The following is a 25043-nucleotide window of genomic DNA, read 5'->3' as shown; positions in this document are numbered from 1 at the left end:
CCCGCCAGACCGGTCCGACCGGTCTGAGACCGGTCACTGATCGAAGCCGACCTTGTCCACCAGCGCGCTGGCCTGCTTGCGGTATTTGGCGATCTCGGTGAGGGGCAGCGGGTCGACCTTCAGTTCGCCGATGCTGGAGGCGGTGATCGAGTCGAGCGCCACGCCTTTGCGCACCGGGTACTCGAAGTTGGTCTCGGCATAGAAGGCCTGGGCCGGCTCGGACACCAGGAACTCCATCAGCTTGACCGCGTTGGCGCGCTGCGGCGCGTTCTTCGCGACCGCGGCGCCGCTGACGTTGACGTGCGTGCCGCCGCTCTTCGAGTTGGCGAAGGTCGGGCGGATCACCTTGATGGCCTCGCCCCACTTGCGCGCGTCGCTGCCTTCCTTGGCGCTCTTCATCTGGCCCACGTAGTAGGAGTTGGCCAGGCCGACGTCGCAGATGCCGCCCAGGATGTCGCGCGCCACGTCGCGGTCGCCGCCGGTGGCCTTGCGCGCCAGGTTGGCCTTGACGCCGCGCAGCCACTGCTCGGCCTTGGCCTCGCCGTCGTGCGCGATCAGCGAGGCGACCAGCGCCGTGTTGTAGGGATGCTGGCCGGCGCGGATGCAGACCTTGCCCTTGTACTTGGGATTGGCGAGGTCTTCGTAGCGGAAGGAGGTGAGGGGCAGGCTCTTGTCGGCATAGAGCACGCGCGCGCGCATCGACAACGAGAACCACTGGCCGTCGGCGCCGCGCAGGTTCGCGGGCACGGCGGACTCGAGCGCCGCCGATTTCACCGGCTGCGTGACGCCGCCCTCGACCAGGTCCATCAGGTTGCCGATGTCCACCGTCATCAGCACGTCGGCGGGGGAGCGGGCGCCCTCGGCCTTGACGCGTTCGAGCAGGCCGTCCTTGACGAACACCGTGTTGACCTTGACGCCGGTTTGCGAGCTGAAGGCCGTGAGCAGCGGCTGGATGAGGCCGGGCTCGCGCGTGGTGTAGAGCGTGACTTCCTCGGCGGCAAAGGCCGGTGCGCAGAGCCAGCCGGTGCCGGCAAGGGCGATGCAGGCCAGGGTGCGGGCGCGGCGGGCGCGCGAAACGGTGCTCATGGGGTGGTCCTCCGGGGTCTGGATGTGGTGACAGTGATCGGCGGCCCTCTTGGGCGCTGATACGAATCATTATCAATGTTGCTCCGGGGCGGCGGGCGAATTTCCTTAAGAGGTCGGTGGCGTCTCGCCGGACCGACCTTGCTTCGGCCCCGGACCTGGCTCGCGCGGGCGTCGTCGATCGTTGTTCTGCTGTGCAGCACTGCCCTTTGAGCGAACTGTCATTTCGACCTCCAAAAACTGCTGAGCGGAATAAGATTCCGCAAAACCGCCACTCCAGGCGACACCACAGGATGGAGACATGACGAGCCTTTCTCCCGGCCCCGCCGCCGCGCCCACGCGCATTCATTACCTGCTGGACGGCTGGGTGCACAGCCAGCCCCACGCGCTGGCGCTGAAGGACGCCGAGCTCTCGCTGAGCTACCTCGCCCTGAAGGAGGCCTCGGAATCGGCGGCCCGCCAACTGTCCGAGCTGCAGGTGCGCGCCGGCGACCGCGTGCTGGTGGTGGGCGAGAACTGCGCGGCCATCGGCGTGCTCGTGCTGGCCCTCAGCCGGCTGGACGCCTGGTCGATCGTGGCCAATGCGCGGCTGTCGGAGCGCGAGATCGACACCTTCATCGCGCACGCCGGCGCTCGCCGCGTCATCTACACCTGTCATGTGTCGGCCGATGCGCAGAAGCACGCGCAGCGGCATGGTGCCGTCGCGCAGTCCTGGGACGGGATTGGCACCCTCTGGGTCGGCCCGCTGGCCGGCGAGGTGCAGCCGGAGCCCTGCGCGCCCGAAGCGAAGGACCAGGTGGCGGCGATGATCTACACCTCCGGCACCTCGGGCGCGCCCAAGGGCGTGATGCTCACCCACGCCAACCTGATGTTCGCTGCCGTCAGCGCACGCGACATCCGGCGCCTGGGCCCCGGCGACCTGATCTACGGCGCACTGCCGATGGCCCATGTGGTGGGCCTCTCGACCCAGTTCCTCGGCTGCATCGCGAGCGGGGCGGCGCTGGTGCTGGAGGCGCGCTTCTCGCCGGCCGGCTTGGCGCAGGCGCTGGCGCAGCAGGGCGTGACCGCCTTCACCGGCGTGCCGGCGATGTTCGCCAAGCTGCTGGACTGGGCGCGCGAGAAGGGGCGGGCGCTCGAGGCGCCGGCCTTGCGCTTCGTGTGCGTGGTCGGCTCGCCGCTCACGCCCAGCCTGAAGGCCGGCGTCGAGGCCGCGCTCGGGCTGCCGCTGCACAACGGCTACGGCCTGACCGAGACCGCGCCCACCGTGGCGCAGACCCGCATCGAGGCCCCGCGGCAGGATTGCACCGTCGGCTTCGCGCTGCCCGGCGTGCAGACGCGCATCGTGGAAGCGGCCTCGGGCGCCGAGCGGGCCGCCGGCGAGATCGGCGAGCTGTGGGTGCGCGGGCCCAACCTCATGAAGGGCTACTACCGCAACGAGGCGCTGACGGGCGAGGCGGTCAACGCCGAGGGCTGGTTCAACACCGGCGACATGGCGCGCCGCGACGCCGACGGCGCGCTGCACATCGTGGGCCGCAGCAAGGAGCTGATCATCCGCTCGGGCTTCAACGTCTACCCGGTGGAGGTCGAGCAGGTGCTCAACAGCCATCCGGCGGTGGTGCAGTCGGCCGTGGTGGGGCGCACGGTGGAGCACAACGAGGAGGTGGTCGCCTTCGTCGAGCTGGTGTCGGATGCGCAGCCGGGCGAGGAGGCGATGCGCCAGTACCTGCGCGAGCGGCTGTCGCCCTACAAGGTGCCGAGCGAGATCCGCTTTCTCGCCCAGCTGCCGGCCGCACCCACCGGAAAGATTCTGAAGAGCGAACTGAAGACCCTGGCCGCCCTGCCGGGCCGCATTGCAAGCTGAAACCCGAGGACTCCCATGGCACTGCCCGCATTCCTGAAAGACAAGCTCTCGCTGCCGCTGATCGGCTCGCCGCTGTTCATCATCTCCAACCCCGATCTCGTCCTGGCCCAGTGCCTGGCCGGCGTGGTGGGTTCCTTCCCGGCCCTCAACGCGCGGCCGAAGGAACTGCTGGACGAATGGCTCGCGCACATCACGACGACGCTGGACGCGGCCCGCGAGGCCGAGCCCGCGCGCCGCATCGCGCCTTTCGCGGTCAACCAGATCATCCATCCGTCCAACGACCGGCTCGACCACGACATGGACCTGTGCGTGAAGCACCGCGTGCCGATCATCATCACCAGCCTGTCGGCGCCGACCGACTACGTCGCGCCGGTGCATGCCTACGGCGGCCTCGTCTTCCACGACGTCACCAATGTCAAGCATGCGCAGAAGGCGCTGGCGGCCGGCGTCGACGGGCTGATCCTGGTGTGCGCGGGGGCGGGCGGCCATGCCGGCACGATGAGCCCCTTCGCTCTGGTGGCCGAGGTGCGGCGCTTCTTCGACGGGCCGATCGCGCTGTCGGGCTCGATCACCTCGGGCGCGCACGTGGCCGCAGCGCTGGCGATGGGTGCCGACCTGGCCTACGTCGGCACGCGCTTCATCGCCACGCCCGAGGCCAATGCGCAGGAGGCCTACAAGCAGATGATCGTCGACAGCGCCGCGTCCGAGGTGACCTACACGCCGCTCTTCACCGGCGTGCACGGCAACTACCTGACGCGCAGCATCGCGGCTGCCGGACTCGACCCGGCGCAGCTGCCGACGGCCGACAAGTCATCGATGAACTTCGGCAATACGCGCGTCAAGCCCTGGAAGGATGTCTGGGGCGCGGGGCAGGGCGTGGGCAACATCGACGAAGTGCTGCCCACCGCAGAGCTGGTGCGGCGCATGACGCGCGAGTACCGAGGCGCACTGGCGCAGCTGGCAGCCTGAGCGCACGATTTTCGAAATCACCAAGGAGACTGAATCATGAGCGACAAGAAAGCCATCCTCGTCATCGGCGCCGGCGACGCCACGGGCGGCGCCATTGCGCGCCGCTTCGCGCGCGAGGGCTACATCGCCTGCGTCACGCGGCGCCAGGCCGACAAGCTGCGGCCGCTGGTCGACCAGATCAAGGCCGAGGGCGGCCAGGCGCACGGCTTCGGCAGCGATGCACGCAAGGAGGAGGAGATGGTCGCCCTGGTCGAGCAGATCGAGCGCGAGATCGCGCCGATCGAGGTGGCGGTCTTCAACATCGGCGCCAACGTGCGCTTCGGCATCACCGAGACCACTGCCCGCGTGTATCACAAGGTGTGGGAGATGGCCTGCTTCGGCGGCTTCCTGATGGGGCGCGAGGTCGCCAAGGCGATGCTGCCGCGCGGCCGCGGCACCATCATCTTCACCGGCGCCACCGCCAGCCTGCGCGGCCGCGACGGCTACGCCGCCTTCTCGGGCGCCAAGCATGCGCTGCGCGCGCTGGCGCAGAGCATGGCGCGCGAGCTGTGGCCCAAGGGCATTCACGTGGCGCATCCGGTGATCGACGGCGCCATCGACACCGAGTTCATCCGCACGACTTTCCCCGAGCGCTACGCGCTGAAGGAGCAGGACGGCATCCTGCAGCCCGAAAGCATCGCCGACGCCTACTGGCAGATCCACATGCAGCCGCGCAACGCGTGGACGCACGAGACCGAGCTGCGCCCCTGGTTGGAAAGCTGGTGAGAAGAACGAACAAGGAGCAGCGCCATGACAGTCTCCGTCCAGTTTCTGTTCGACTTCGGCAGCCCCAATGCCTACATGTGCCACCGCGTGATTCCCGCGATCGAGGCACGCACCGGCGTGGCCTTCGAGCACGTCCCCGTCCTGCTCGGCGGGATCTTCAAGCTCAGCGGCAACCGCTCCCCGGCCGAGGCCTTCGCGGGCATTCCGAACAAGCGCGCCTACGACCAGCTGGAGATCAAGCGCTTCGTCGCGAAGCACCAGCTCGATCGATACCGGCACAACCCCTTCTGGCCGGTCAACACCCTGCAGATCATGCGCGGCGCGGTGGCAGCGCAGAAGCAGGGCTGCTTCGAGCGCTATGTCGAGGCCGTCTACGTGGCCATGTGGGAGGAGGGCCGCAACATGGAGGACCCGGAGGTCATCGTGCAAACGCTGAACGAAGCGGGCCTCGACGGCCAGCGCCTCTACGCCGGCACGCAGGACCCGGAGGTGAAGAGCCTCCTCCTGGCCAACACGCAGGCCGCCTTCGAGCGCGGCGCCTTCGGCTCGCCGACCTTCTTCGTCGGCGGCGAGATCTTCTTCGGCAAGGACCGGCTGCGCGAGGTCGAGGAAGAGATCGTGCGGCAGGGCGCCGCCGCCTAACTTCATAGGAGCCTTCATGAACAGACGTGAGCTCATGCGAGCCATGGGCGCGCTCGCCCTCGCACATCCCGCGGCCGCGACGACGGCCTTCGCGGAGGAAGATCCCGCGGCCTATCCCTCGCGCCCGATCCGCGTGCTGATCGGCTTCGCGCCCGGCGGCTCGACCGACACGCCGATGCGCGTTTTGGCCGAGGCCGTCTCGAAGATCCTCAGGCAGCCGGTGGTGATCGAGAACAAGCCCGGCGCTGCCGGCGTAATTCCCACGCAGCTGCTGCAGGCCGCGGCGCCCGATGGCTACGCGCTGGCCATCGCGCCGGCGGGCGTCTACCGGCTGCCCTACACCACCGATATCAAGTGGAACCCGGCCACCGATCTCGGCTACGTGATCGGCCTCAGCGGCTATGCCTTCGGCACCGTGGTGCCGGCCTCCTCGCCGATCCGCAGCCTGGCCGACTACATTGCCTACGCCAAGGCGAACCCGGAGCTGCTGACCTACAGCAGCCCCGGCGTCGGCACCACCAACCACCTGACGATGGAGCAGTTCTCGCGCGCCGCCGGGGTGAAGCTCAACCATGTGCCTTACAAGGGCTCGGCCGAGTCGCTGCAGGCCTTGCTGGCCGGCCATGTGCAGTCGGCCGCCGAGACCTCGGCGTATGTGCCCTACGTCGAGAGCGGCAAGCTGCGCCTGCTGGCGGTATGGAGCGACAAGCGCATGGCGCGCTTTCCGAAGGTGCCGACGCTGAAGGAGCTGGGCATCGACATCGTCCAGACCTCGCCCTGGGGCCTGGTGGCGCCCAAGGGCACGCCTGCCAAGGTGCGGGCGCGCCTGCACGACGCCTTCAAGCAGGCCATGGAAATGCCGGCCTTCAAGGAAGCGCTGGCGCGCTTCGACATGGAACCCGACTACCGCGACCCGGTGCAGTACCAGCGCTTCGCGGTCGAGTCGATGAAGCGAGAGAAAGACATCCTCGAGACCCTCGGGCTGAGCCGCAAGTAGACGGCGAGCGCCCATCCAGAAGGAGACAAGCATGAAGACGACACGACGATTTCTGGCAGTCGCGGCCCTCGCGGCGCTGCATACGCTCGGCGCTCCCGCGGCCTGGGCACAGGACGCGGCAAGCTTCCCCACGCGGCCCATCAAGATCATGCTCGGCTTCCCGCCGGGCGGTTCCACCGATTCGCCGATGCGCGTGCTGGCGGAGGACGCCTCGAAGATCCTCAAGCAGCCCGTCGTGATCGAGAACAAGCCGGGCGCGGCGGGCCTGATGCCGGCCCAGCTGCTGCAGGGCGCGCAGCCCGACGGCTACACGGTCGGCGTGATCCCGGCCAACCTGTTCCGCCTGCCCTACACCGGCACCATGAACTGGAACCCGGCCACCGACCTGCGCTACGTGATCGGCCTGACCTCCTTCGTCTACGGCATCGTGGTGCCGGCGGCTTCGCCGATCAAGAGCATGGACGACTACGTGGCCTACGCGAAGGCGCATCCCGGCGAGCTGACCTATGCCACGCCCGGCGCCTACCTCGCGCAGCACCTGGCGATGGAGCAGGTCGCGCGCATCAAGAACATCCAGCTGAGCCACGTGCCCTACAAGGGCACGGCCGAGTCGCTGCAGGCGGTGGTGGGCGCGCACGTGATGTCGGCGGCCGAGACCTCGGGCTGGGGGCCCTATGTGGAAAGCGGCAAGCTGCGCCTCCTGGTCACCTTCGGCGAGAAGCGCATGAGCCGCTTCCCGGACGTGCCGACCCTGAAGGAAGCCGGCATCGACATCCCGCCGCCTTCCGCCGCCTGGGGGCTGGCGGTGCCGAAGAACACGCCGCCGGCGGTGGTGGCCAAGCTGCACGACGCCTTCAAGCAGGCGATGGAACAGCCGGGCTTTCGCAACGCGCTGGCGCAGTACTACATGGAGCCGGTCTACATGAGCCCGGCGCGCTACCAGCAGTTCGCGGCCGAGTCGACGCAGCGCGAGAAGCAGATGCTCGACGCCATCGGCTTCGTTCGGGAGAAGTAGGCAACGCCTAGCGCCGCGCGCCCAGCCCCTGCTCGATCTCGCGCACCATCGCGATAAGCTGGGGTCGCACCTCGTCGAGCAGCGTGTCGCGCGACATCGACTGCGCCGGCCCCGCCGCATTGATCACCATCAGCGGCAGCCCGCCGCCCGGCTGGAAGGGCACGGCGATGCCGTTGATCTCCTTCTGCCACTCGCCGAAGGAGCCGACGCAACCGCTCTCGGCCAGGTCGGCGCAGGCCTGGCGCAGGCCCTTCTCGATGCGCGGCCAGGCGATCGGGTCGAGCGCCTGGATGCGTTCCTCCAGCGCCAGCCGCACGTTCTCCGGCGCGGCCGCCAGGTAGGCGCGGCCCATCGCGGTGGTGGCCAGCGGGATGCGTGCGCCGATGTCCAGCCGCAGCGTCACGATCGAATGGCCGCGGCAGTTCTCGATGTAGAGCATCGACATCTCGTCGCGCAGGCCGAGCGAGACCTGCGTGCCGGTGTCGATCGCTAGCTGCTGCATCAGCGGGCGGCTCATCTCCTTGACGTCCAGCCGCGCCAGCGTGGTGCCGCCGAGCATCAGCGTGGCCATGCCGAGGCGGTAGCGGCCCGACTCCTCGACGTGATGCAGGTAGCCCAAGCGGGTCAGCGTGTAGGTCAGGCGCGTGACGGTGGACTTGGGCAGCCTGCAGCGCTCCGCGAGCTCCTGGTTGCCGAGCCGCTCCTCGCCGGACTTGAAGCTGCGCAGCACGTCGAGGCCGCGCGCCAGGGCGGTGACGAAATGGCGGTCTTCACGGCCCTTGTCCAGCACGTCCGGATCGAAGGAGGCGGGGGAATTCTTCATGACGGTCTCCTGCGTTCTGCACAGCGGTATCGATCTGGGCGCCGCGACGCATTGGGGCCTATGAAGCCCTGTCGCCGAATCCACAATTGCAGAATTATGAACCGCACTGCAAAACAAATGCAGTGCTCTTTGCAGGAGACAGACCATGGAGCAAACCATCGCCACCGGCGCCCACAACTTCGCTTCGATCGAGCGCGTCGTCTTCGGCCAGCCGGCGGCCGGTGTGATCGCGGCCGAGGCCACGCGGCTGGGCAGCCGGCGGGTCTTCATCGTCGCAAGCCGCACGCTGCGCACGCAGACCGGCGTCATCCGCGCGATCGAGGAGGCGCTGGGCGAGCGGCACGCCGCCACCTTCGACGGCATCCCGCAGCACACCACCCGCAGCGGGGTCGCACGTGCCACGGCCGCGGCGCTGGCGGCGGAGGCCGACCTGGTGGTGGCGGTGGGTGGCGGCTCCGTCATCGACGCCTCCAAGATGGTGCTGCTGTGCATGCGCCACGGCATGACCGACGAGCACCTGGAGGCGCTCGACCGCTTCGAGGTGAAGCTGGGGGACGATGGCAAGCCCGTGCGGCCCGTCTTCGACGGCCCCGCGCTGCGCATGATCGCGGTGCCCAGCACGCTCAACGGCGGCGAGTTCAACGGCGGCTGCCTGGTGACCGACGAGCGCCGCAAGCTCAAGCAGACCTTCTTCCACCCGCTCATGATGCCGCGCACCGTCGTGCTCGATCCGGCCTTGACGCTGCACACGCCCGAGTCGCTGTGGCTGGGCTCGGCCACGCGCGCGCTCGACCATGCCATCGAGGCGCTGCTGTCCACGACGCCCACGCCGCTGGCCGACGCGGTGGTGCTCGACGGCATCGCGCGCATGGCGCGTGCGCTGCCGGCGTGGCGGGCCGAGCCGGCCAGCCTGGCCGCGCGCGCCGAATGCCAGGTGGCGAGCTGGCTCTGTTCCTACGGCCTGTCCAGCCGCGGCCCCGGGGGCGGCGTGATGATGGGCCCGAGCCATGCCATCGGCCATGTGCTGGGCGGCAGCTGCGGCGTGCCGCACTACTACTGCACGCCGGTGATGATGCCGGCGATCCTGCGCTGGTCGGAGCCCGCGACCGCGGCGCGCCAGCGTCAGCTGGCCCAGGCGCTGGGCCGGCCCGGGCTGCCTGCGGCCGAGGCCTTTGCCGAGCTCGTGAAGACGCTGGGCCTGCCCGCGACGCTGCGCGACGTCGGCGTCGATGAAAGCCAGTTCGAGATGATCGCGCGCACCAGCATGCGCGAGCTCTTCATCCACGGCAACGCGCGCAAGATCTCCGGGCCGGGCGAGGTGCTGGAGATCCTGCGGCTGGCGGCCTGAGCCTCTTTAGCGCTTCGCCTCGAACACCAGGCAGGTCGTGGTGGCATGCGCGTACAGCGTGCCGTCGGGCCCGAAGAGGCGCGCCTCGGCCGTCGCGAGCTGGCGGCCGCAATGGATCACCTTGCCTTCGGCGCGCACCCGCGGCACCTTGGGCGTGACGGCCTTGACGTAGTTCACGCTCAGCTCGGCCGTGGTGTAGGCGCGGCCCGGCGGCATCATCGTGTGCACCGAGCAGCCCAGCGACGAGTCGAGCAGGGTGGCGACCCAGCCGCCATGGATGGTGCCCAGCGGGTTCAGGTGCTGCGGCAGCGGCGTCCCCTGGAACACCGCGACGCCGGGGCTCACCGAGAGGATCGTGAAGTCCAGCGTCTTGGCGATGGCGGCGTAGGGGATGTCGCCGCGCAGCATGGCCTGCATGAGCTCGAGCCCGCTCTTGCCTTCGACCTGCTCGGGGCTGGCCAGGCCGGGACCGGGGCCGGCCTCCAAGCGCGCGAGGATCTCGCGCTCTTCGGCAAGCCAGGCTTCAAGGGTGGTGTTCTGCGTCAAGGTCTTTCTCCGACATAAAGGTTGCATATGCAACGGTTGTAGCTACAATCTTCGACCATGGATGCTATCGCAAAGCCGCAGGGCTGTACCAGTTTCAGGCTGCGCCGCCTGACCCGCATGGTCTCTCGGCACTACGACGCGCACGTCGCCGCGGCCGGCCTCAAGACCACGCAGTACTCGCTGCTCTCGCACGTGCAGAGCCTGGGCCCACTGCGGCCGGTCGACCTGGCGCAGGCGATGAACGTCGAGGCCTCCACGCTGACGCGCAACCTCAAGCCCATGCTGGCCGCCGGCTGGCTGACCCAGACCGAGGGGCCCGATGCGCGCAGCCGCCTGATCGCCATCACCGAGGCCGGCCGCGTCAAGCGCGCCGAGGCCCAGCGCCTGTGGCGCACCGCGCAAGTGGGGCTGAACGAGATGCTCGGCGTCGAGCGCGTCGCGGCCCTGCACCTGCTGATCGACGAGAGCATTGCGCTGCTGCAGCGCGCCGGATTGAAAGACGAGGAAGGCAACGATGAGTGACTCCAATCCCACGCCCGCCGCGAGCGCGGGCAGCCCCGCCGTGCGCCACTACGCGCTGTGGCTGGTGCTGCTGGCCACGGCCGGCACCTTCGCGCTCACCATGGGCGTGCGCCAGACCATGGGCCTGTTCCTGTCGGCGGTGAACACCTCGACCGGTCTGGGCGTCGCCAGCATCAGCCTGGCCTTCGCTTTCGGCCAGCTCTGGTGGGGGCTCACGCAGCCCTTCGCCGGCGCGGTGGCCGATCGCATCGGCACCGGCCGCGTCATCTTCATCGGCGTGCTGCTGGTGGCGCTGGGCACCATCATCACGCCGCTCATGACCACCACCGCCGGCCTGATCTTCGCGATCGGCGTGCTGGCCGCGGGCGGTGCCGGCATGGCCGGGCCCTCGGTGCTGATGGGGGCCACAGCGCGGCTGGTGTCGCCCGCGCAGCGCGGGCTGGCCACCGGCATCGTGAACGCGGGCGGCTCCTTCGGCCAGTTCGCGATGGCGCCGATCGCCATCGGCCTCACCACGGCCTACGGGTGGGCCAACGCGATGCAGGTGCTGGGCTTCCTGATCCTGCTGGCGCTGCCGGCGGTCTTCGTGCTCAAGGGCAATTCCAACGCGCTCGCCGCGGCCTCGGGCACCAAGCGCCTGAGCGCGCGCGAAGCCGTCGGGCAAGCGCTGGCGCTGCCGGGCTTCCGCCTGCTGAGCCTGGGCTTCTTCGTCTGCGGCTTCCACGTCGCATTTCTCGCGACCCACCTGCCGGGCGTGGTGGCGGCGTGTGGCCTGCCGCCGGAAGTGGGTGGCTGGTCGCTCGCGATGATCGGCCTCTTCAACATCGTCGGCAGCCTCGCGATGGGCTGGGCGGTGGGGCGCTGGCGCATGAAGTCGCTGCTTGCGTTGCTCTACGCAACGCGCGGCCTGGCCGTGCTCATCTTCCTGCTGGCGCCGAAGACGACGCTGGTCATGCTGCTCTTCGCGGCCGTGATGGGCGTGACCTTCCTCTCGACCGTGCCTCCGACCGTGGGCCTGGTGGCCAAGATGTTCGGCCCCGCCAACATGGCGATGCTGTTCGGCATCGTGATGCTGGCGCACCAGGTGGGCGGCTTCCTCGGCGCCTATCTGGGCGGCACCATCTTCGAGGCCACCGGCAGCTACGACTGGGTCTGGTACATCGACATCGTGCTGGCGGCCGGCGCTGCGCTGGTCAACCTGCCGATCCGCGAGGCACACCTGCCATCGCGTGCTGCCAAGGCGGCGGCCTGAGCGCCGGGCGGCCATGACGACCGTCGATGCGCGCGCGCGCCTGCTGCTGGAGGCGCCGATCGCGCCCACGCTGCTGCGCCTGGCCCTGCCCAACGTGCTGGTGATGATCGCGCAGGCCGCGGTCGGCCTCATCGAAACCTACTTCGTCGGTAAGCTGGGCACCGATGCGCTGGCCGGCATGGCGCTTGTGTTCCCGATCGTCATGCTGATGCAGATGACCTCGGCCGGCGCCGTCGGCGGCGGCATCGCTTCTTCCATTGCGCGCGCCCTCGGCGCCAAGCGACGCGAGGATGCCAACGCGCTGGTGCTGCACGCGATGCTGGTCGCGCTGGGCTTCGGCCTGGTCTTCAGCGCCGTGCTGCTCGTCGGCGGTCGCGCGCTCTATGCGCGCATGGGCGGCGAGGGGGCTTCGCTGGAAGCGGCCGTGACCTACTCGCACTGGGTGTTCGCGGGCGCGGTGCTGGTGTGGCTCTTCAATTCGCTGGCGGCGGTGATTCGCGGCACCGGCAACATGGCGGTGCCGGCCAGGGTGACGGTGGGGGGCGTGTTCTTTCTCGTGCCCGTGTCGCCGGTGCTGATCTTCGGCTGGGGCCCGATCCCGGCGCTCGGCATCGCGGGCGGCGCAATTGCGCTGCTGCTTTATTACCTCGTGGGGTCGCTGGCGCTGCTGGCCTATTTGCGTTCGAGCGCCAGCTACCTGAAGCTCTCGTTCGCGGGCGTGCGCCTGCGCTGGCCGCTGTTCCGCGACATCCTGCGCGTGGGACTGATTTCCTCGATCGCCACCGTCTGCGTCAACCTCTCGATCGCGGTTGCCACCGCGCTGACGGGCCAGTTCGGCGCCGGCGCGATCGCAGGCTACGGCACCGGCTCGCGCCTCGAGTACTTGCTGGTGCCGCTGGTCTTCGGCTTCGGCGCGCCGCTGCTGGCGATGGTCGGCACCTGCATCGGCGCCGGCCAGCGCGAGCGCGCATTGCGGGCCACCTGGGTCGGCGTGGTCATGGCCTTCGCGATGGCCGAGGCCGTGGGCCTGGCGGCCGCGCTGTTCCCGCGCCCCTGGTTGATGCTCTTCGGCAATGACCCAGCGATGCTCGACGCCGGCACGCAGTACTTGCGCGCCGTGGGGCCCTTCTATGGCTTCTTCGGTGTCGGCCTGGTGCTGTACTTCGCCTCGCAGGGCGCGGGGCGGCTCCTGTGGCCGGTGCTGGGCAATGTGGCGCGGCTGGCAGTCGCCGCGCTCGGCGGCTGGCTGGCGCTGCGCTGGAGCGGCGAGCTGGTGCACGTCTTCATGGCCCAGGCCGTGGCGCTGGTGGTCTACGGAGTCGTCATCGCCGGGGCCATCGCGGGCGGTTCCTGGTTCGGGCCGGTGGGCTGGCCGCGCAGCACGACCGGGCTGCTACGGCGGGTCGGGGCCTCCTGATTTCCTCCGTTATCCCCTCTCATTCTTTTGGAGTTTCTACATGCAGATCAAGGACGCTGTCGTTTTCATTACCGGCGCCAACCGAGGCCTGGGCCTGGCCTATGCGAAGGCGGCCCTGGCGGCCGGCGCGAAGAAGGTCTATGCGGCGGCACGCGACCCGAAGTCCATCGCGCTCGAAGGCGTGGTGCCCGTTGCGCTCGACGTCACACAGCCGGCGCAGATCGAAGCCGCCGCGCAGGCCTGCGGCGACGTCACGCTGCTCATCAACAACGCCGGCATCTCGCGCGGTTCGGGGCTGCTCTCGGAGGGCGCGCTGGAAGCGGCGCGGGCCGAGTTCGGCACCAACTTCTTCGGCCTCTGGGCCGTGAGCCGCGCCTTCGCGCCAGTCCTGGCGAAGAACGGCGGCGGCGCCCTCGTCAACGTGCTGTCGGCGCTGAGCTGGATCAGCTTCCCCTCCGTGGCCACCTACAGCGCCTCGAAGTCGGCCGCCTGGTCGCTGAGCAACGGCCTGCGCAACGAGCTCGCTGCGCAGAGCACGCAGGTCGTCAGCGTGCATGTGGGGTACATGGATACCGACATGGCGAGCCATGTGCCGGGCGACAAGACCTCGCCCGACGATGTGGCGCGTCAGACGCTGGCCGCGGTGGAAGCGGGCGAGCCGGAGGTGCTGGCGGATGCGACGGCTCGGCAGGTGAAGCAGGGCTTTGTCGCGACGCCACCGGCCTACGCTGCGGCGCGCTGAAGAAGAGGGCGCTCGGTACGCGGCGCGGGCAGCAGCCGGCGCAGCGCCTCGAAGAACAGATCGGACTGCTCGCGCTCACCCTGGATCTGTGCCGCCACCTGCGCGGCCAGCTTCGCATCGACCGGTGCGAGCGGCCGTCCGGTGGATTGCGCGATCACCTGGTGCAGGCAAGCGCGCTCGAGGTAGTAGAGGTCGTCGTAGGCATGCGCGATGTTCGTGCCGGCCACGATCACGCCGTGGTTGGCCAGGAAGCCGATGTCCTTGCCCGCCATCGCGTGCGCGATGCGCTCGCCCTCGCGGTCGTCCAGCGCCAGGCCGTTGTAGGTCGCGTCGATCGCGATGCGGTCCACGAAGCGCATCGCGTTCTGGCTCAGCGTCGGGTCGAGTGCGCGATCGGTCGTGAGTGTCAGCGCGGTCGCGTAGGGCATGTGGCAGTGGAGCACCACCGCGCGGCCGGTCACGCGGTGCACCGCGCCGTGGATGAAGAGGGCGGTGGGCTCGACGCGGTGGCGCCCGGCCAGCACCTCGCCATGCACGTCGATCAGCACGATGTCCTCGGGGCCGATCTCGCTCCAGTGCAGGCCGCGCGGGTTGATCAGGTAGCGGTCCTGTGCGCCGGGCAGGGCGACGCTGAAATGGTTGCACACGCCTTCGGAGAGGCCGTGGTGCGCGGCGGCGCGCAGCGCCAAGGCGAGGTCTTCGCGCAAGGTGCGGATGGCGGGGCTGGCGTACTCGGCTTCAGGACTCATATCCGCAGGCTCCCATTGAAGGCCGCCACGAACTCCATCGCCGCCTCGCGCACCGCGGCCGCGCTCTTGCCCGGCTTGTAGAGCGCCGAGCCGATGCCGAAGCCGGCCGCGCCGGCCTGGCGCCAGGCCTGCATGCCGGCCGGCGTGATGCCGCCCACGGGCAGCAGCGGCGTGCCCGGCGGCAGCACCGCGAGCAGGGCCTTGACGACCGCCGGCGAGGCCATCTCGGCCGGGAAGAGCTTGAGCCCGGCGGCGCCGGCCGCGAGGGCGCCGAAGGCCTCGGTGGGCGTCATCACGCCAGGCAGGCTCACCAGCCCGAGGCGCGCCGCTTCCGCCAGCACCTCGGGGTTGAAGTTGGGCGCGACGATCAGCTGCCCGCCGGCGGCATGCACCTCGCGCACCTGCTGCGCGTCGAGCACCGTGCCGGCGCCCACCAGCGCGCCGGGGAAGCGCTCGCGCAGCAGCGCAATGCTCTTGAGCGGCTCGGGCGAGTTGAGCGGCACCTCGAGCAGCCGGAAGCCGGCGCCGACGATGGCGTCGCCGATCTCCGGCGCTTCGGCCGGATTCAGGCCGCGCAGGATGGCCACCAGCGGCAGCTGCTGCAGGGCGGTGGAAAACTGCTCGTAGGGAGGCGTCATGACCTTGCCTTGTTCGAGAGATGAATAGCCGCCAGCGCATGCAGGCCGGCCCAGGTGGCTTCGGCGCCCAGCGTGCGCGCGGTGTTGCCGGAGATCTCCAGCGCCAGCAGGTAGCGCTGGGTCAGCGCGGGGCTGCCGATCAGCACCAGGTCGCCGGCGTGGATGGACTGGGTGCGCAGCTCCTCGCCGATCAGCAGCCCGGACAGATAGCTCGCCAGCTCGCCGGCCGGCATGCGGTCGAACAGCGCCAGCGTGCGTGCGCCGAAAGCGTTGTGCAGCAGGCCCTGGCCGTTGTCGGCCTGCGTTACGCCTTCGAGAAAGGCGACTTCGTCCAGCGGCGCCTGCGCGTCCAGCGTGCGCGCCAGGATCGAGTGCTGGCTCAGCAGCGCGTAGAACTCGCCCGTCATGAAGGTGCGGAAACCGGTTACGCGGCCGCGCTTGACCGTGACCCACTTGTTGTGCGTGCCGGGCAGCACGAACAGGCCGTCGGACAGGCCGGCCAGCGCCATGGCGCCGAAGATCTGCACCTCCTCGCCGCGCATCACGTCGGGCACGCCGTCGTGCATGTCGCTCATGCCGGGCACGACCGCAATGCGGCCCGGCTCGATCTCGACGATGGCATTGCCCACCTCGACCCGGCCCGAGGGGCAGGGGCAGTAGGGCACCTCGACCCAGCCCTGCTTGCTGCCGGCCATGCCCGAGATCAGACAGAAGCTGCCGGTGGGGCGCATCCAGTCGCCGAACAGCTCCTCGAAGAGCGCAGAAAAGCCGCCCGGCGGCACCGTGAGGATGCCGCGCGGGTGGCTGCGTTCCTCGAGCACATGCCCCTTGCCGTCGAGCAATGCGCCGCGCAAGGAGCTGGTGCCCCAGTCGATGGCGATCAGATGCATACCGGACCGTTGAAAGCGAGAGTTGAGCCTAGTGATTGTCCCTGGGAACGAAGGAACCGCGCTTGCCGCGCAGGAATCCGAAATCGGCCCCCTGGTCGGCCTGCAGCACATTGTCCACGTAGAGCTTCCAGTAGCCAGAGTCCAGCGCCGGCTTCGGCGGCGTCCATTGCGCGCGGCGGCGCGCCAGCTCCTCGTCGCTCACGTGCAGGTGCAGCAGGCGCTTCGGCACGTCGAGCTCGACGATGTCGCCGTCCTGCACCAGCGCCAGCGGTCCGCCGGCCGCTGCCTCGGGCGCGGTGTGCAGCACCACGGTGCCGTAGGCGGTGCCGCTCATGCGGGCATCGCTGATGCGCACCATGTCGGTGATGCCCTTGCGCAACACCTTGGGCGGCAGCGGCATGTTGCCGGCCTCGGACATGCCGGGGTAGCCTTTGGGGCCGCAGTTCTTGAGCACCATGATGCAGTGCTCGTCGATGTCCAGCGCCTCGTCGTCGATGCGCTTGTGCAGATCGTCCGCGTTCTCGAAGACCACCGCGCGGCCCTTGTGCACCAGCAGCTCGGGCGTCGCAGCGCTGGGCTTGATGATGGCGCCGTTGGGCGCGAGGTTGCCGCGCAGCACGCAGATGCCGGCCTTGTCCTTGAAGGGGCTGGCCAGGGGCTGGATCACCTGCGGGTTGTAGTTCTCGGCATCCTTGACGTTGTCCCAGACGCTCTGGCCGGTGGAGGTGACGATGTCCCTGTGCAGGTGTTGCGCGATCTCCTTCATCACTACCGGCAGCCCGCCCGCGTAGCAGAAGTCTTCCATCAGGTACTGCCCCGAGGGCTGCAGGTTGACCAGGCAGGGCAGATCGGAGGCCAGCCGGTCGAAGTCGTCGAGCGTGAGCTCCACGCCGATGCGCCCCGCGATCGCGAGCAGGTGGATCACCAGGTTGGTCGAGCCGCCGATCGCCGCGTTGACCTTGATCGCGTTCTCGATCGCCTCGCGGGTGAGGATCTTCGACATCAGCAGGTCCTCATGCACCATGTCGACGATGCGCCGCCCGGCCATGCGCGCCAGCACGTTGCGCCGGCCGTCCACCGCGGGGTAGGCCGCATTGCCCGGCAGGCCGATGCCCAGCGACTCGACCATGCTGGCCATGGTGCTGGCCGTGCCCATGGTCATGCAGTGGCCGTGGCTGCGGTGCATGCAGCTCTCGGCCTCGAAGAACTCCTGCAGCTTCAGCGTGCCGGCGCGCACCTGCTCGCTCATCTGCCAGACGCCGGTGCCCGAGCCGAGCTCCTGCCCGCGCCACTTGCCCGAGAGCATCGGGCCGCCGGAGACGCCGATGGTGGGCAGGTCCACGCTGGCGGCGCCCATCATCAGCGCGGGGGTGGTCTTGTCGCAGCCCATCAGCAGCACAACGCCGTCGATCGGGTTGGCGCGGATGCTCTCTTCCACGTCCATGCTGGCGAGGTTGCGATACAGCATGGCGGTGGGGCGCAGCAGCGTTTCGCCCAGCGACATCACCGGAAACTCGAGCGGAAAGCCGCCGGCCTCGTAGACGCCGATCTTCACCTGCTCGGCCAGCGTGCGGAAGTGCGAGTTGCAGGGCGTGAGCTCGCTGAAGGTGTTGCAGATGCCGATGACCGGACGCCCGTCGAACTGGTCGTGCGGCACGCCCTTGCCCTTGACCCAACTGCGGTAAATGAAGCCGTCGCGGTCGTTGCGGCCGAACCATTGCTGGCTGCGCAGTTCGTGGGTGGGCTTGCGGCGTGGACTGCTCATCGTGTTGTCTCCGGCGGGGTGCCAATCGAGGCCTCGGCGAATCAGGGTTTGTCCTGCCGGACCGTTATTTCAATCATCATATGATAAGCCGCAAGAGGCAAACACAAGCAGGGTTTTCGAGCGGACTTGCCGCCGAAAGCCCACCCCCAGCAGGAGACAAGGCAGTGCCCCATTCGTTGAACGACGCACGTCCCGAGGTGCTGGTGGTCGCACCGCTGATGCCCTTCCTGATGGAGGCGTTGCAACGCGAGTACGTCGTGCACGACCGCATCCACATGAACGACCCGGACGCCTTCGCCGCCGCCGCCCCGCGCATCCGTGCCGTGGTCGCGAACGGCGAGGCCAAGGTGCCGCGCACGCTGATGGAGCGCCTGCCGGCGCTCGAAATGATCTCGGTGTTCGGCGTCGGCTACGACGGCGTCGACGTGCCCGCGGCGCACGAGCGCGGCGTGCCCGTCACCAACACGCCGGAGGTACTGAACGACGACGTGGCCGATCTCGCCATCGGCCTGCTGCTGTCGATCGCGCGCCGCATCCCGCAGGCCGATCGCTTCGTGCGCGACGGGCAGTGGCCGCAGGGCCCGTTCCCGCTGAGCCGCAAGGTTTCGGGCGCCCGGCTGGGCGTGGTCGGCATGGGCCGCATCGGCCAGGCCATCGCGCACCGGGCCCGCGCCTTCGGCATGCAGATCGCCTACACCGCGCGCTCGCCGCGTGCCGGCGTCGAGTACACGTATCACCCCGACGCCGTGGCGCTGGCCGCCGCGGTCGACTTCCTGGTCGTCATCACGCCCGGCGGCGCGGCCACGCGCGGGCTGATCGATGCGCGCGTCCTGGAGGCGCTCGGGCCGCAGGGCTACCTGATCAACGTCGCGCGCGGCAGCGTGGTCGACGAAGCGGCGCTGATCGCGGCATTGTCGAATGGCGTCATCGCCGGCGCTGCGCTCGATGTCTTCGCGAACGAGCCGACGGTGCCTGCCGAGCTGCGCGCCATGCCCAACGTGGTGCTCACGCCGCACATGGCCAGCGGCACGAAGCAGACGCGCGAGGCCATGGCGCAACTGACCTTCGACAACCTGCGCGCGCATTTCGCGGGCACGCCCCTGCTGACGCCCGTCGGCGCCTGAGAAGGTATGAGCAAGAACATCCACGGCCGCACCCTCGACCTGCTCGGCGAGGCCATCGTGTCGCGCCGCTATGCGATCGGCGCGCCGATGCCCGCGGAGCCCCTGCTGTGCGAGGAGTTCGGCGTGAGCCGCACCGTGGTGCGCGAGGCGGTGAAGTCGCTGGTGGCCAAGGGCCTGATCGTCACCGGTCCCAAGGTCGGCACGCGCGTGCTGCCCGAAGAGCGCTGGAATTGGTTCGACCCCGACGTGATCACCTGGCAGGCGCGCGCCGGCCTCACGCCCGAATTCCTGCGCGACCTGCTGGACCTGCGGCGGGTGGTCGAGCCGGCGGCGGTGCGGCTCGCAGCCGAGCGCGCCAGTGCGGCCGACATCGAGAAGATCGAAGTGGCCTACGCGGGCATGAAGCAGGCCATCGACGAGGGTGGCGACTACGTCACCAACGACCTGCGCTTCCATCACGGCCTGCTGGCGGCCGCGCAAAACCGCATGCTGGCGCAGATGAGCAAGGCGCTGGACGCGCTGCTGCGCACCAGCTTCGAGCTCTCCACCGCCAAGAAGGACGGGCCGGCCCTGTCGCTGCCGCTGCATCGCGCGGTGCTCGATGCCGTCATTGCCCACAACCCGGGGCGCGCCGAGCGCGCCATCGTCAAGCTGATCGACGGCGCGCGCGAGGACATCGAAGAGGTGCTCTCCCTGCGCCGCAGCCCGCCGCGCCACGGCCGCGCGCCGCCGCGGGTCAAGGCGGCCGCCTGAGGCCTTCCATTTTTTAGCCCCCGCTCGTGGATCGAGCATCCCACCGAAGAGGAGACAAAGCATGAAACTCAAGACACTCGTGATTCCAGCGCTGACAGCGCTGGGGCTGGCCATCGCCGGCCAGGCGGCCGCCCAGGAGAAGCTCACCGTCTGGTGGGGCAAGGGCTTCTACAAGGCGGAAGACGACGCGCTGCTTTCCGCCATCAAGAAGTTCGAAGCCAAGAACCCGAAGATCAAGGTCGAACTGTCGCTCTACGCGCCTCAGGAAATGGTTCCGAAGTCGGTGGCTGCGCTCGACGCCGGCAATCCGCCCGATGTGGCCTATGGCGACGTCTACGACTTCCAGGTCACGGCCAAGTGGGCCTACGACGGCAAGCTCGAAGACGTGACCAGCATCCTCGACCCGATGCGCGCCAAGTTCGAGCCCGCGGCGCTGGCCACCACCTTCCTCTACAACGACACCACCAAGAGCCGGGCCTACTACGCGTATCCGATCAAGCAGCAGACCATGCACATCCAGTACTGGAAGGACATGCTGGCCGAGGCAGGCTTCAAGGAAAGCGACATCCCGACCGACTGGAAAGGCTACTGGAGCTTCTGGTGTGACAAGGTGCAACCAGCCTACCGTCAAAAGTCGGGTACCCGCAGCTTCGGGATCGGCCAGCCGCTGGGCGTGGACTCGAGCGACTCGTTCTTCTCGTTCCTGACGTTCATGGACGCCTACAACGTCAAGCTGGTCAACGACGCGGGCAAATTGCTGGTCGATGATCCGGCGGTGCGCCAGGGCCTGATCAACGCGCTGACCGATTACACGCAGGTGTATTCGAAGGGCTGCGCGCCGCCGTCTGCGACCAACTGGAAGGATCCGGACAACAACGTCGCCTTTGCCAACAAGACGACGATCCTCACGCACAACGCGACGATCTCGATTGCAGCCACGCAACTCGACGCTTCGAACAATCAATCTCTCACGCAAGCGCAGCGCGACGCCGCCAAGGTGAACTACACCGAGAAGATTGCGACAGCAGGCTTCCCGAACAAGCCCGATGGCTCCAAGATGGTGTACCGCGCGGCCGTGAAGACCGGCGTGATCTTCAAGGACGCCAAGAACAAGGAGGCCGCGAAGAAGTTCGTCGCCTTCCTGCTCGACGACGCCAATCTCACGCCGTATGTCGAAGGCTCGCTCGGGCGCTGGTTCCCGGTGACCAAGGCGGCGCAGCAAAGCGCCTTCTGGAAGCAGGACCCGCACCGCACGGCCGTCTACAACCAGTTCATGGCCGGCACGTCGCCATTCGAGTTCACCAAGAACTACAAGTTCACGGTGCTCAACAACGAGAACGTGTGGGCCAAGGCGGCGAACCGGATCCTCAACGAGAAGGTGCCGGTGGACAAGGCCGTGGACGAGATGATCGCGCGCATCAAGGCGGTTGCGGGCTGAGCGTTCGCGTGGTCCGGCCGCGGCTCGGTGCCGCGGCCGTCCGTCCCATCCATCCATCCACATTTCCGCTTGAACGACATCGGGGTGAACTGAACCATGACTCAAGCTGTCACCGCATTGCCGAACGTTGCGGCGCCGGCGTCCCGCAGCCTGTCCCGCTGGGAATTCTGGGGGCGCCTGTTCGTCGTGCCCTACCTGCTCGTGTTCATCGTGTTCGTGCTGTACCCGGTGGGCTACGGCCTGTGGCTGGCCCGGCACCCGGCCAGCTACACCAAGCTGTTCGATGACCCGATCTTTTTCCGCAGTGCCATCAACACCATCGTGTTCCTGATCGTGGCGATCAATCTCAAGATGATCGCCGCGCTGGTGCTGTCGGGCTTCTTCATCAAGACGCGCTGGTGGATCAAGGCGCTGTCGGTGGTGTTCATCCTGCCCTGGGCGGTGCCCTCGATCCCGACCATCCTGTCGGTGCGCTTCATGCTCAACCCGGAGTGGGGCGTCATCAACTCGGTGATCTTCCGCCTGACGGGACTGGACGGCCCCAACTGGCTCAACGATCCGACGCTGGCGCTGTCCTTGTCGATGCTGATGCACATATGGAAGTCGCTGCCGTTCTGGACGCTGATCCTGGTGGCCGGGCGCCTCTCCATCCCGAGCGAGCAGTACGAGGCTGCCTCGGTCGACGGCGCGAGCAATTGGCAGAAATTCCGCTTCATCACCTGGCCGGCGATGCGCACGCTCTACATCACGTCGACCATCTTGTCGGCGATCTGGACGCTGGGCGATTTCAACAGCGTCTACCTGCTCACGGGCGGCGGGCCGGCCGACCTCACGCACGTGCTGGCCACCCTGGGCATCCGCTACCTGCGGCTCGACCAGATGGATGTGGCCATGGCCTCGATCGTGGTCGCGCTGCCGCTGGTGCTGCCGCTCGTGTATTTCATGATGAAGAGGTTGTCCAAATGAAGCGATGGACCCTTCGCTCCGTCACCGCCGAAGCCAAGCTGCTGCTGATCGGCATCCCGGTGTTCCTGTGGACCATCATCCCGGTCTACCACATGTTCATCTTCGCGATCTCGGAGCGCGAGTCGGCGACCTCGGGCCGGCTGTGGCCCAAGAACCCGACGATGCAGAACTTCGAGACCGTGTTCCAGCAGAAGCACTTCTACCTCTCGCACTTCTGGCAGCAACTCGGCAACTCGCTGATCATTGCGATCGCGGTCGGCCTGATCACCTTGATCGTGGCCACCACCGCCGCCTTCGCCATCAGCCGGCTGCGGGTGCGGGGCGGGCGCACGGTGCTCAACATGGCCTTGTTCACCTACTTCATCCCGGCCGCGTTCCTGGCGGTGCCGATGTACAAGACCATGGCCAACTACGGGCTGCTCAACAACCAGTGGTCACTGATCCTGGCGATGGTCACCATCGCCTCGCCTTACTGCATCTGGGTGCTCAAGCAGGCGTCCGACAAGCTGCCCTACGAACTCGACGAGGCCGCGCGCATGGACGGCGCCACGCCGGTGCAACTGTTTCGCCTGGTGTATTTGCCGCTGATGGTGCCCTCGATGGTGGCGGTAGGCACCTATGCCTTGCTCCTGGCCTGGAACGAATACCTCTACGCCTTCCTGCTGCTGTCCAACGAAACCGACATCACGCTCGGGGTGGCGTTGGGCAACTTCCTGGCGGCCGACGATTCGCCCTGGGAACTGCTGATGGCCACCGGCTTCGTCTATGCGCTGCCGCCGGCAGCGATCTACTACGCTTTCAAACGCTACATGGTCGGTGGCCTGACGGCCGGCGCCGTAAAAAGTTGACCACCCCTAGGCTCCGCGCACTTCGTGTCGCTACGCCAACCCCCTGCGAGGGGGCAACACCAGCGGCCCGGCCAAGCCGGTTCCGCGGTGTTTCCCGAAGGTAACCCAGAGAGAAATCGACATGGCATCCGTATCCTTCAACAACGTCAAGAAGTCCTATGGCAAGGTCGACATCCTGCATGGGCTGGGCTTCGACATCGCCGACGGCGAATTCGTCGTGCTGGTCGGCCCTTCGGGCTGCGGCAAGTCCACCTTGCTGCGCATGCTGGCCGGCCTGGAGGACATCACCGGCGGCGAGATCCTGATCGACGGCCGGGTGGTGAACGAGCTCGAGTCCAAGGACCGCGACATCGCGATGGTGTTCCAGAGCTACGCGCTCTATCCGCACATGACGGTGGGCGAGAACATGGGCTTCAGCCTGCGCCTGCGCAATGCCGAGAAGGGGGTCACCGAGCAGCGCGTGGCCAATGCCGCGAAGATCCTCAACCTCGATGCACTGCTCGGCCGCTACCCGCGGGAGCTCTCGGGCGGGCAGCGCCAGCGGGTGGCGATGGGGCGCGCGATCGTGCGTGATCCCAAGGTGTTCCTGTTCGACGAGCCGCTGTCCAACCTCGACGCCAAGCTGCGCGTGGCGATGCGCGCCGAGATCAAGGCGCTGCACCAGCGGCTGAAGACCACCACGGTGTACGTCACGCACGACCAGATCGAGGCCATGACCATGGCCGACCGCATCGTGGTGATGCACGACGGCATCGTCGAGCAGATCGGCACGCCGCTGGAGCTCTACGACCGCCCCGACAACCTGTTCGTCGCGCAGTTCATCGGCTCGCCGTCGATGAACGTGGTCGAGGGCGTGCTTCGGCGCAACGGCGCGGGCGTCAGCGTCGAGGCCCACGGTGCGCACTGGCCGGCGCCGGCCGCGAGCCAGGCGGCGGAAGGCCAGGCGGTGCACTACGGCATCCGTCCCGGCGACATCGTGCTGGGCGATGCCGGCAGCGGCGTGCCGGCTCGTGTGATCGTGGTGGAGCCCACTGGCAACGAGACCGAACTGCTGGTGCAGGTGGGGGAGGCCAAGCTGAGCCTGGTGGTGCACGGGCGCGTGCAGGCGGAGCCGGACGACACGATCGGTCTTGTCATTCGTCCCGACAGCTCGCATCTGTTCGACCGGCAGAGTGGGCGGCGGTTGAACTGAGGCGGGGCGGCGAGCGGGTTGATGCAGGACACTCGCCCCGTATCCGTCCGGCCATCACACTTGACGCCTCCCTTCCTGCCTGAGCCGGCTCAGAGGCGCTCGGACAGCCAGTCGCGGATAGCTCGGTTGGCCGAGTTGATGTCGAAGCTCTTCGGGTCGAACGGACCGCCGCACCAGCGCAACATTGCGTCGTGCTGCTCGTGGGACGGATCGCCGATGGCCTGCAGGAACTCCTCATAGCCACCGAGCCCGCCGACGTCCTCTGGCGGACAGGCGTTCGCGCCGGCCAAGCACATCGGCCAGCTGTTGCGCCCTTCGTCAGGGAGCTCGACCGCCTGCACCGTCACGTCGTGGTGCCAACCATCACCGAGGTCGTATTCGTGCAGGAAGCCTTTGACCGTCGTGCCCACCACCTCGTCGAGGGTGAACTCATCGTCGGGCAGTACGGGTTTGTCGTCGATCCACTCGTCATCAGGGAGGCCGTACAGGTTGCCGTCGATGGCGAACAGGTGCATGTGGCTGTTGGTCCAGCCCATCGCCGCCTGGATGATGCGGTCCAGATCGGCCAGCGTCATGTGGCCGGGCACGCTGATCAGCCGCCAGACGGTCGGCTCGCTGCCCTCGAGCTTCACCAGCAGTCGGTAAGCGTGCTTGGGCTTGGATTTCCTGCGTGCAGCGGTTTTGCGTGTGGCCATCGC

The 25043-nt window shown here is 68.3% G+C and carries 25 protein-coding genes; 17 read left to right on the top strand and 8 right to left on the bottom strand.

Features of this window, described 5'->3' with window-relative positions; translation table 11 throughout:
- Positions 1-33: 33 nt before the first annotated feature.
- Positions 34-1086, bottom strand: a complete 1053-nt coding sequence (locus tag GXN78_RS21650; protein WP_239142850.1) for a Fe(3+) ABC transporter substrate-binding protein — start codon at positions 1084-1086, stop codon at positions 34-36.
- Between the two features lie 298 nt (positions 1087-1384).
- Between GXN78_RS21650 and GXN78_RS21645 the strand changes: the two genes are divergently transcribed.
- Genes GXN78_RS21645 through GXN78_RS21620 form a run of 6 tightly spaced genes read left to right on the top strand, consistent with a single transcriptional unit; the run spans position 1385 to position 7332 of the window.
- Complete coding sequence (locus GXN78_RS21645; RefSeq protein ID WP_106555668.1) at positions 1385-2944, top strand: AMP-binding protein; 1560 nt, start codon at positions 1385-1387, stop codon at positions 2942-2944.
- Between the two features lie 15 nt (positions 2945-2959).
- Positions 2960-3913, top strand: coding sequence for a nitronate monooxygenase family protein (locus GXN78_RS21640; protein WP_106555667.1), 954 nt, complete (start codon positions 2960-2962; stop codon positions 3911-3913).
- 36 nt (positions 3914-3949) lie between these two features.
- Positions 3950-4678 (top strand): SDR family oxidoreductase, encoded by a 729-nt coding sequence (locus GXN78_RS21635; RefSeq protein ID WP_106555666.1) that lies wholly within the window; start codon positions 3950-3952, stop codon positions 4676-4678.
- A gap of 24 nt (positions 4679-4702) precedes the next feature.
- Positions 4703-5320, top strand: a complete 618-nt coding sequence (locus GXN78_RS21630) for a 2-hydroxychromene-2-carboxylate isomerase (RefSeq protein ID WP_106555665.1) — start codon at positions 4703-4705, stop codon at positions 5318-5320.
- Between the two features lie 16 nt (positions 5321-5336).
- Complete coding sequence (locus tag GXN78_RS21625) at positions 5337-6317, top strand: tripartite tricarboxylate transporter substrate binding protein (protein WP_106555664.1); 981 nt, start codon at positions 5337-5339, stop codon at positions 6315-6317.
- A 31-nt stretch (positions 6318-6348) separates the two neighbouring features.
- Positions 6349-7332, top strand: a complete 984-nt coding sequence (locus tag GXN78_RS21620) for a tripartite tricarboxylate transporter substrate binding protein (RefSeq protein ID WP_106555663.1) — start codon at positions 6349-6351, stop codon at positions 7330-7332.
- Positions 7333-7339: 7 nt separating this feature from the next.
- On the opposite strand, the gene GXN78_RS21615 is transcribed toward GXN78_RS21620, so the two are convergent.
- A complete protein-coding gene (locus GXN78_RS21615) occupies positions 7340-8155 on the bottom strand; it encodes an IclR family transcriptional regulator (RefSeq protein ID WP_106555662.1) in 816 nt (271 codons plus the stop codon).
- A 145-nt stretch (positions 8156-8300) separates the two neighbouring features.
- Between GXN78_RS21615 and GXN78_RS21610 the strand changes: the two genes are divergently transcribed.
- Positions 8301-9503 carry an iron-containing alcohol dehydrogenase gene (locus GXN78_RS21610; RefSeq protein WP_106555661.1) on the top strand — a complete coding sequence of 401 codons (1203 nt, stop codon included), beginning with the start codon at positions 8301-8303 and terminating at the stop codon, positions 9501-9503.
- A gap of 6 nt (positions 9504-9509) precedes the next feature.
- On the opposite strand, the gene GXN78_RS21605 is transcribed toward GXN78_RS21610, so the two are convergent.
- A complete protein-coding gene (locus GXN78_RS21605; RefSeq protein ID WP_181360508.1) occupies positions 9510-10049 on the bottom strand; it encodes a PaaI family thioesterase in 540 nt (179 codons plus the stop codon).
- A gap of 57 nt (positions 10050-10106) precedes the next feature.
- On the opposite strand from GXN78_RS21605, the gene GXN78_RS21600 reads away from it, so the two are divergent.
- From GXN78_RS21600 to GXN78_RS21585, 4 genes are read left to right on the top strand one after another with little or no spacing between them, the layout of a single operon-like run.
- Positions 10107-10571, top strand: a complete 465-nt coding sequence (locus GXN78_RS21600) for a MarR family winged helix-turn-helix transcriptional regulator (protein ID WP_106555659.1) — start codon at positions 10107-10109, stop codon at positions 10569-10571.
- On the top strand, positions 10564-11823 hold the full coding sequence (locus GXN78_RS21595) for an MFS transporter (protein WP_106555658.1): 1260 nt from the start codon (positions 10564-10566) through the stop codon (positions 11821-11823). The genes GXN78_RS21600 and GXN78_RS21595 overlap by 8 nt, the downstream gene beginning before the upstream one ends.
- A 13-nt stretch (positions 11824-11836) precedes the next feature.
- Positions 11837-13240, top strand: a complete 1404-nt coding sequence (locus tag GXN78_RS21590) for an MATE family efflux transporter (protein ID WP_106555657.1) — start codon at positions 11837-11839, stop codon at positions 13238-13240.
- 40 nt (positions 13241-13280) lie between these two features.
- Positions 13281-13982, top strand: a complete 702-nt coding sequence (locus GXN78_RS21585) for an SDR family oxidoreductase (RefSeq protein WP_106555656.1) — start codon at positions 13281-13283, stop codon at positions 13980-13982.
- On the opposite strand, the gene GXN78_RS21580 is transcribed toward GXN78_RS21585, so the two are convergent.
- From GXN78_RS21580 to GXN78_RS21565, 4 genes are read right to left on the bottom strand one after another with little or no spacing between them, the layout of a single operon-like run.
- Positions 13964-14731, bottom strand: a complete 768-nt coding sequence (locus tag GXN78_RS21580) for an aldolase (protein ID WP_106555655.1) — start codon at positions 14729-14731, stop codon at positions 13964-13966. The two genes, GXN78_RS21585 and GXN78_RS21580, sit on opposite strands and share 19 nt — an antisense overlap.
- On the bottom strand, positions 14728-15369 hold the full coding sequence (locus GXN78_RS21575) for a 2-dehydro-3-deoxy-6-phosphogalactonate aldolase (protein WP_106555654.1): 642 nt from the start codon (positions 15367-15369) through the stop codon (positions 14728-14730). The genes GXN78_RS21580 and GXN78_RS21575 overlap by 4 nt, the downstream gene beginning before the upstream one ends.
- Entirely contained in the window at positions 15366-16259 is an 894-nt protein-coding gene (locus tag GXN78_RS21570) for a 2-dehydro-3-deoxygalactonokinase (RefSeq protein WP_106555653.1), read from the bottom strand. Before GXN78_RS21570 ends, GXN78_RS21575 begins: the two co-directional genes overlap by 4 nt.
- 28 nt (positions 16260-16287) lie before the next feature.
- Entirely contained in the window at positions 16288-18024 is a 1737-nt protein-coding gene (locus GXN78_RS21565; RefSeq protein ID WP_106555652.1) for an IlvD/Edd family dehydratase, read from the bottom strand.
- A 164-nt stretch (positions 18025-18188) separates the two neighbouring features.
- Between GXN78_RS21565 and GXN78_RS21560 the strand changes: the two genes are divergently transcribed.
- The 6 genes from GXN78_RS21560 to ugpC all read left to right on the top strand — a co-directional run bounded on the left by GXN78_RS21560 (position 18189) and on the right by ugpC (position 24345).
- Positions 18189-19148, top strand: a complete 960-nt coding sequence (locus tag GXN78_RS21560; protein ID WP_258186966.1) for a 2-hydroxyacid dehydrogenase — start codon at positions 18189-18191, stop codon at positions 19146-19148.
- Positions 19149-19154: 6 nt separating this feature from the next.
- A complete protein-coding gene (locus GXN78_RS21555; RefSeq protein WP_106555650.1) occupies positions 19155-19901 on the top strand; it encodes a FadR/GntR family transcriptional regulator in 747 nt (248 codons plus the stop codon).
- 61 nt (positions 19902-19962) lie between these two features.
- Positions 19963-21339 (top strand): ABC transporter substrate-binding protein, encoded by a 1377-nt coding sequence (locus GXN78_RS21550; RefSeq protein WP_106555649.1) that lies wholly within the window; start codon positions 19963-19965, stop codon positions 21337-21339.
- A 96-nt stretch (positions 21340-21435) separates the two neighbouring features.
- Positions 21436-22305, top strand: a complete 870-nt coding sequence (locus GXN78_RS21545) for a sugar ABC transporter permease (RefSeq protein WP_106555648.1) — start codon at positions 21436-21438, stop codon at positions 22303-22305.
- A complete protein-coding gene (locus tag GXN78_RS21540) occupies positions 22302-23153 on the top strand; it encodes a carbohydrate ABC transporter permease (protein WP_106555647.1) in 852 nt (283 codons plus the stop codon). Before GXN78_RS21545 ends, GXN78_RS21540 begins: the two co-directional genes overlap by 4 nt.
- A 121-nt stretch (positions 23154-23274) precedes the next feature.
- Positions 23275-24345 (top strand): sn-glycerol-3-phosphate ABC transporter ATP-binding protein UgpC, encoded by a 1071-nt coding sequence (gene ugpC, locus GXN78_RS21535; RefSeq protein ID WP_106555646.1) that lies wholly within the window; start codon positions 23275-23277, stop codon positions 24343-24345.
- Positions 24346-24434: 89 nt separating this feature from the next.
- Here the strand turns inward: ugpC and GXN78_RS21530 are convergent, their stop codons facing one another.
- The gene (locus tag GXN78_RS21530) at positions 24435-25040 is read right to left on the bottom strand and encodes a plasmid pRiA4b ORF-3 family protein (protein WP_164255640.1); all 606 of its coding nucleotides are present in this window, start codon (positions 25038-25040) and stop codon (positions 24435-24437) included.
- Between the last annotated feature and the right edge of the window lie 3 nt (positions 25041-25043).

The sequence above is a fragment of the Variovorax sp. WS11 genome (assembly GCF_010499245.1).
In the GTDB taxonomy this organism is placed as follows: domain Bacteria; phylum Pseudomonadota; class Gammaproteobacteria; order Burkholderiales; family Burkholderiaceae_C; genus Variovorax.
Note: the sequence above shows the minus strand (reverse complement) of the source record. Positions and strands in the feature narration are given on the sequence as shown.

What these genes read in the sequence shown, in the direction of transcription:
- GXN78_RS21550 (WP_106555649.1), top strand. Translation starts at nt 19,963, where the DNA reads ATGAAACTCAAGACACTCGTGATTCCAGCGCTGACAGCGCTGGGGCTG.
- GXN78_RS21615 (WP_106555662.1), bottom strand. Translation starts at nt 8,155, where the DNA reads ATGAAGAATTCCCCCGCCTCCTTCGATCCGGACGTGCTGGACAAGGGC.
- GXN78_RS21630 (WP_106555665.1), top strand. Translation starts at nt 4,703, where the DNA reads ATGACAGTCTCCGTCCAGTTTCTGTTCGACTTCGGCAGCCCCAATGCC.
- GXN78_RS21585 (WP_106555656.1), top strand. Translation starts at nt 13,281, where the DNA reads ATGCAGATCAAGGACGCTGTCGTTTTCATTACCGGCGCCAACCGAGGC.
- GXN78_RS21600 (WP_106555659.1), top strand. Translation starts at nt 10,107, where the DNA reads ATGGATGCTATCGCAAAGCCGCAGGGCTGTACCAGTTTCAGGCTGCGC.
- GXN78_RS21565 (WP_106555652.1), bottom strand. Translation starts at nt 18,024, where the DNA reads ATGAGCAGTCCACGCCGCAAGCCCACCCACGAACTGCGCAGCCAGCAA.
- GXN78_RS21625 (WP_106555664.1), top strand. Translation starts at nt 5,337, where the DNA reads ATGAACAGACGTGAGCTCATGCGAGCCATGGGCGCGCTCGCCCTCGCA.
- GXN78_RS21590 (WP_106555657.1), top strand. Translation starts at nt 11,837, where the DNA reads ATGACGACCGTCGATGCGCGCGCGCGCCTGCTGCTGGAGGCGCCGATC.
- GXN78_RS21650 (WP_239142850.1), bottom strand. Translation starts at nt 1,086, where the DNA reads ATGAGCACCGTTTCGCGCGCCCGCCGCGCCCGCACCCTGGCCTGCATC.
- ugpC (WP_106555646.1), top strand. Translation starts at nt 23,275, where the DNA reads ATGGCATCCGTATCCTTCAACAACGTCAAGAAGTCCTATGGCAAGGTC.
- GXN78_RS21640 (WP_106555667.1), top strand. Translation starts at nt 2,960, where the DNA reads ATGGCACTGCCCGCATTCCTGAAAGACAAGCTCTCGCTGCCGCTGATC.
- GXN78_RS21570 (WP_106555653.1), bottom strand. Translation starts at nt 16,259, where the DNA reads ATGCATCTGATCGCCATCGACTGGGGCACCAGCTCCTTGCGCGGCGCA.
- GXN78_RS21555 (WP_106555650.1), top strand. Translation starts at nt 19,155, where the DNA reads ATGAGCAAGAACATCCACGGCCGCACCCTCGACCTGCTCGGCGAGGCC.
- GXN78_RS21580 (WP_106555655.1), bottom strand. Translation starts at nt 14,731, where the DNA reads ATGAGTCCTGAAGCCGAGTACGCCAGCCCCGCCATCCGCACCTTGCGC.
- GXN78_RS21575 (WP_106555654.1), bottom strand. Translation starts at nt 15,369, where the DNA reads ATGACGCCTCCCTACGAGCAGTTTTCCACCGCCCTGCAGCAGCTGCCG.
- GXN78_RS21595 (WP_106555658.1), top strand. Translation starts at nt 10,564, where the DNA reads ATGAGTGACTCCAATCCCACGCCCGCCGCGAGCGCGGGCAGCCCCGCC.
- GXN78_RS21645 (WP_106555668.1), top strand. Translation starts at nt 1,385, where the DNA reads ATGACGAGCCTTTCTCCCGGCCCCGCCGCCGCGCCCACGCGCATTCAT.
- GXN78_RS21545 (WP_106555648.1), top strand. Translation starts at nt 21,436, where the DNA reads ATGACTCAAGCTGTCACCGCATTGCCGAACGTTGCGGCGCCGGCGTCC.
- GXN78_RS21635 (WP_106555666.1), top strand. Translation starts at nt 3,950, where the DNA reads ATGAGCGACAAGAAAGCCATCCTCGTCATCGGCGCCGGCGACGCCACG.
- GXN78_RS21610 (WP_106555661.1), top strand. Translation starts at nt 8,301, where the DNA reads ATGGAGCAAACCATCGCCACCGGCGCCCACAACTTCGCTTCGATCGAG.
- GXN78_RS21620 (WP_106555663.1), top strand. Translation starts at nt 6,349, where the DNA reads ATGAAGACGACACGACGATTTCTGGCAGTCGCGGCCCTCGCGGCGCTG.
- GXN78_RS21530 (WP_164255640.1), bottom strand. Translation starts at nt 25,040, where the DNA reads ATGGCCACACGCAAAACCGCTGCACGCAGGAAATCCAAGCCCAAGCAC.
- GXN78_RS21540 (WP_106555647.1), top strand. Translation starts at nt 22,302, where the DNA reads ATGAAGCGATGGACCCTTCGCTCCGTCACCGCCGAAGCCAAGCTGCTG.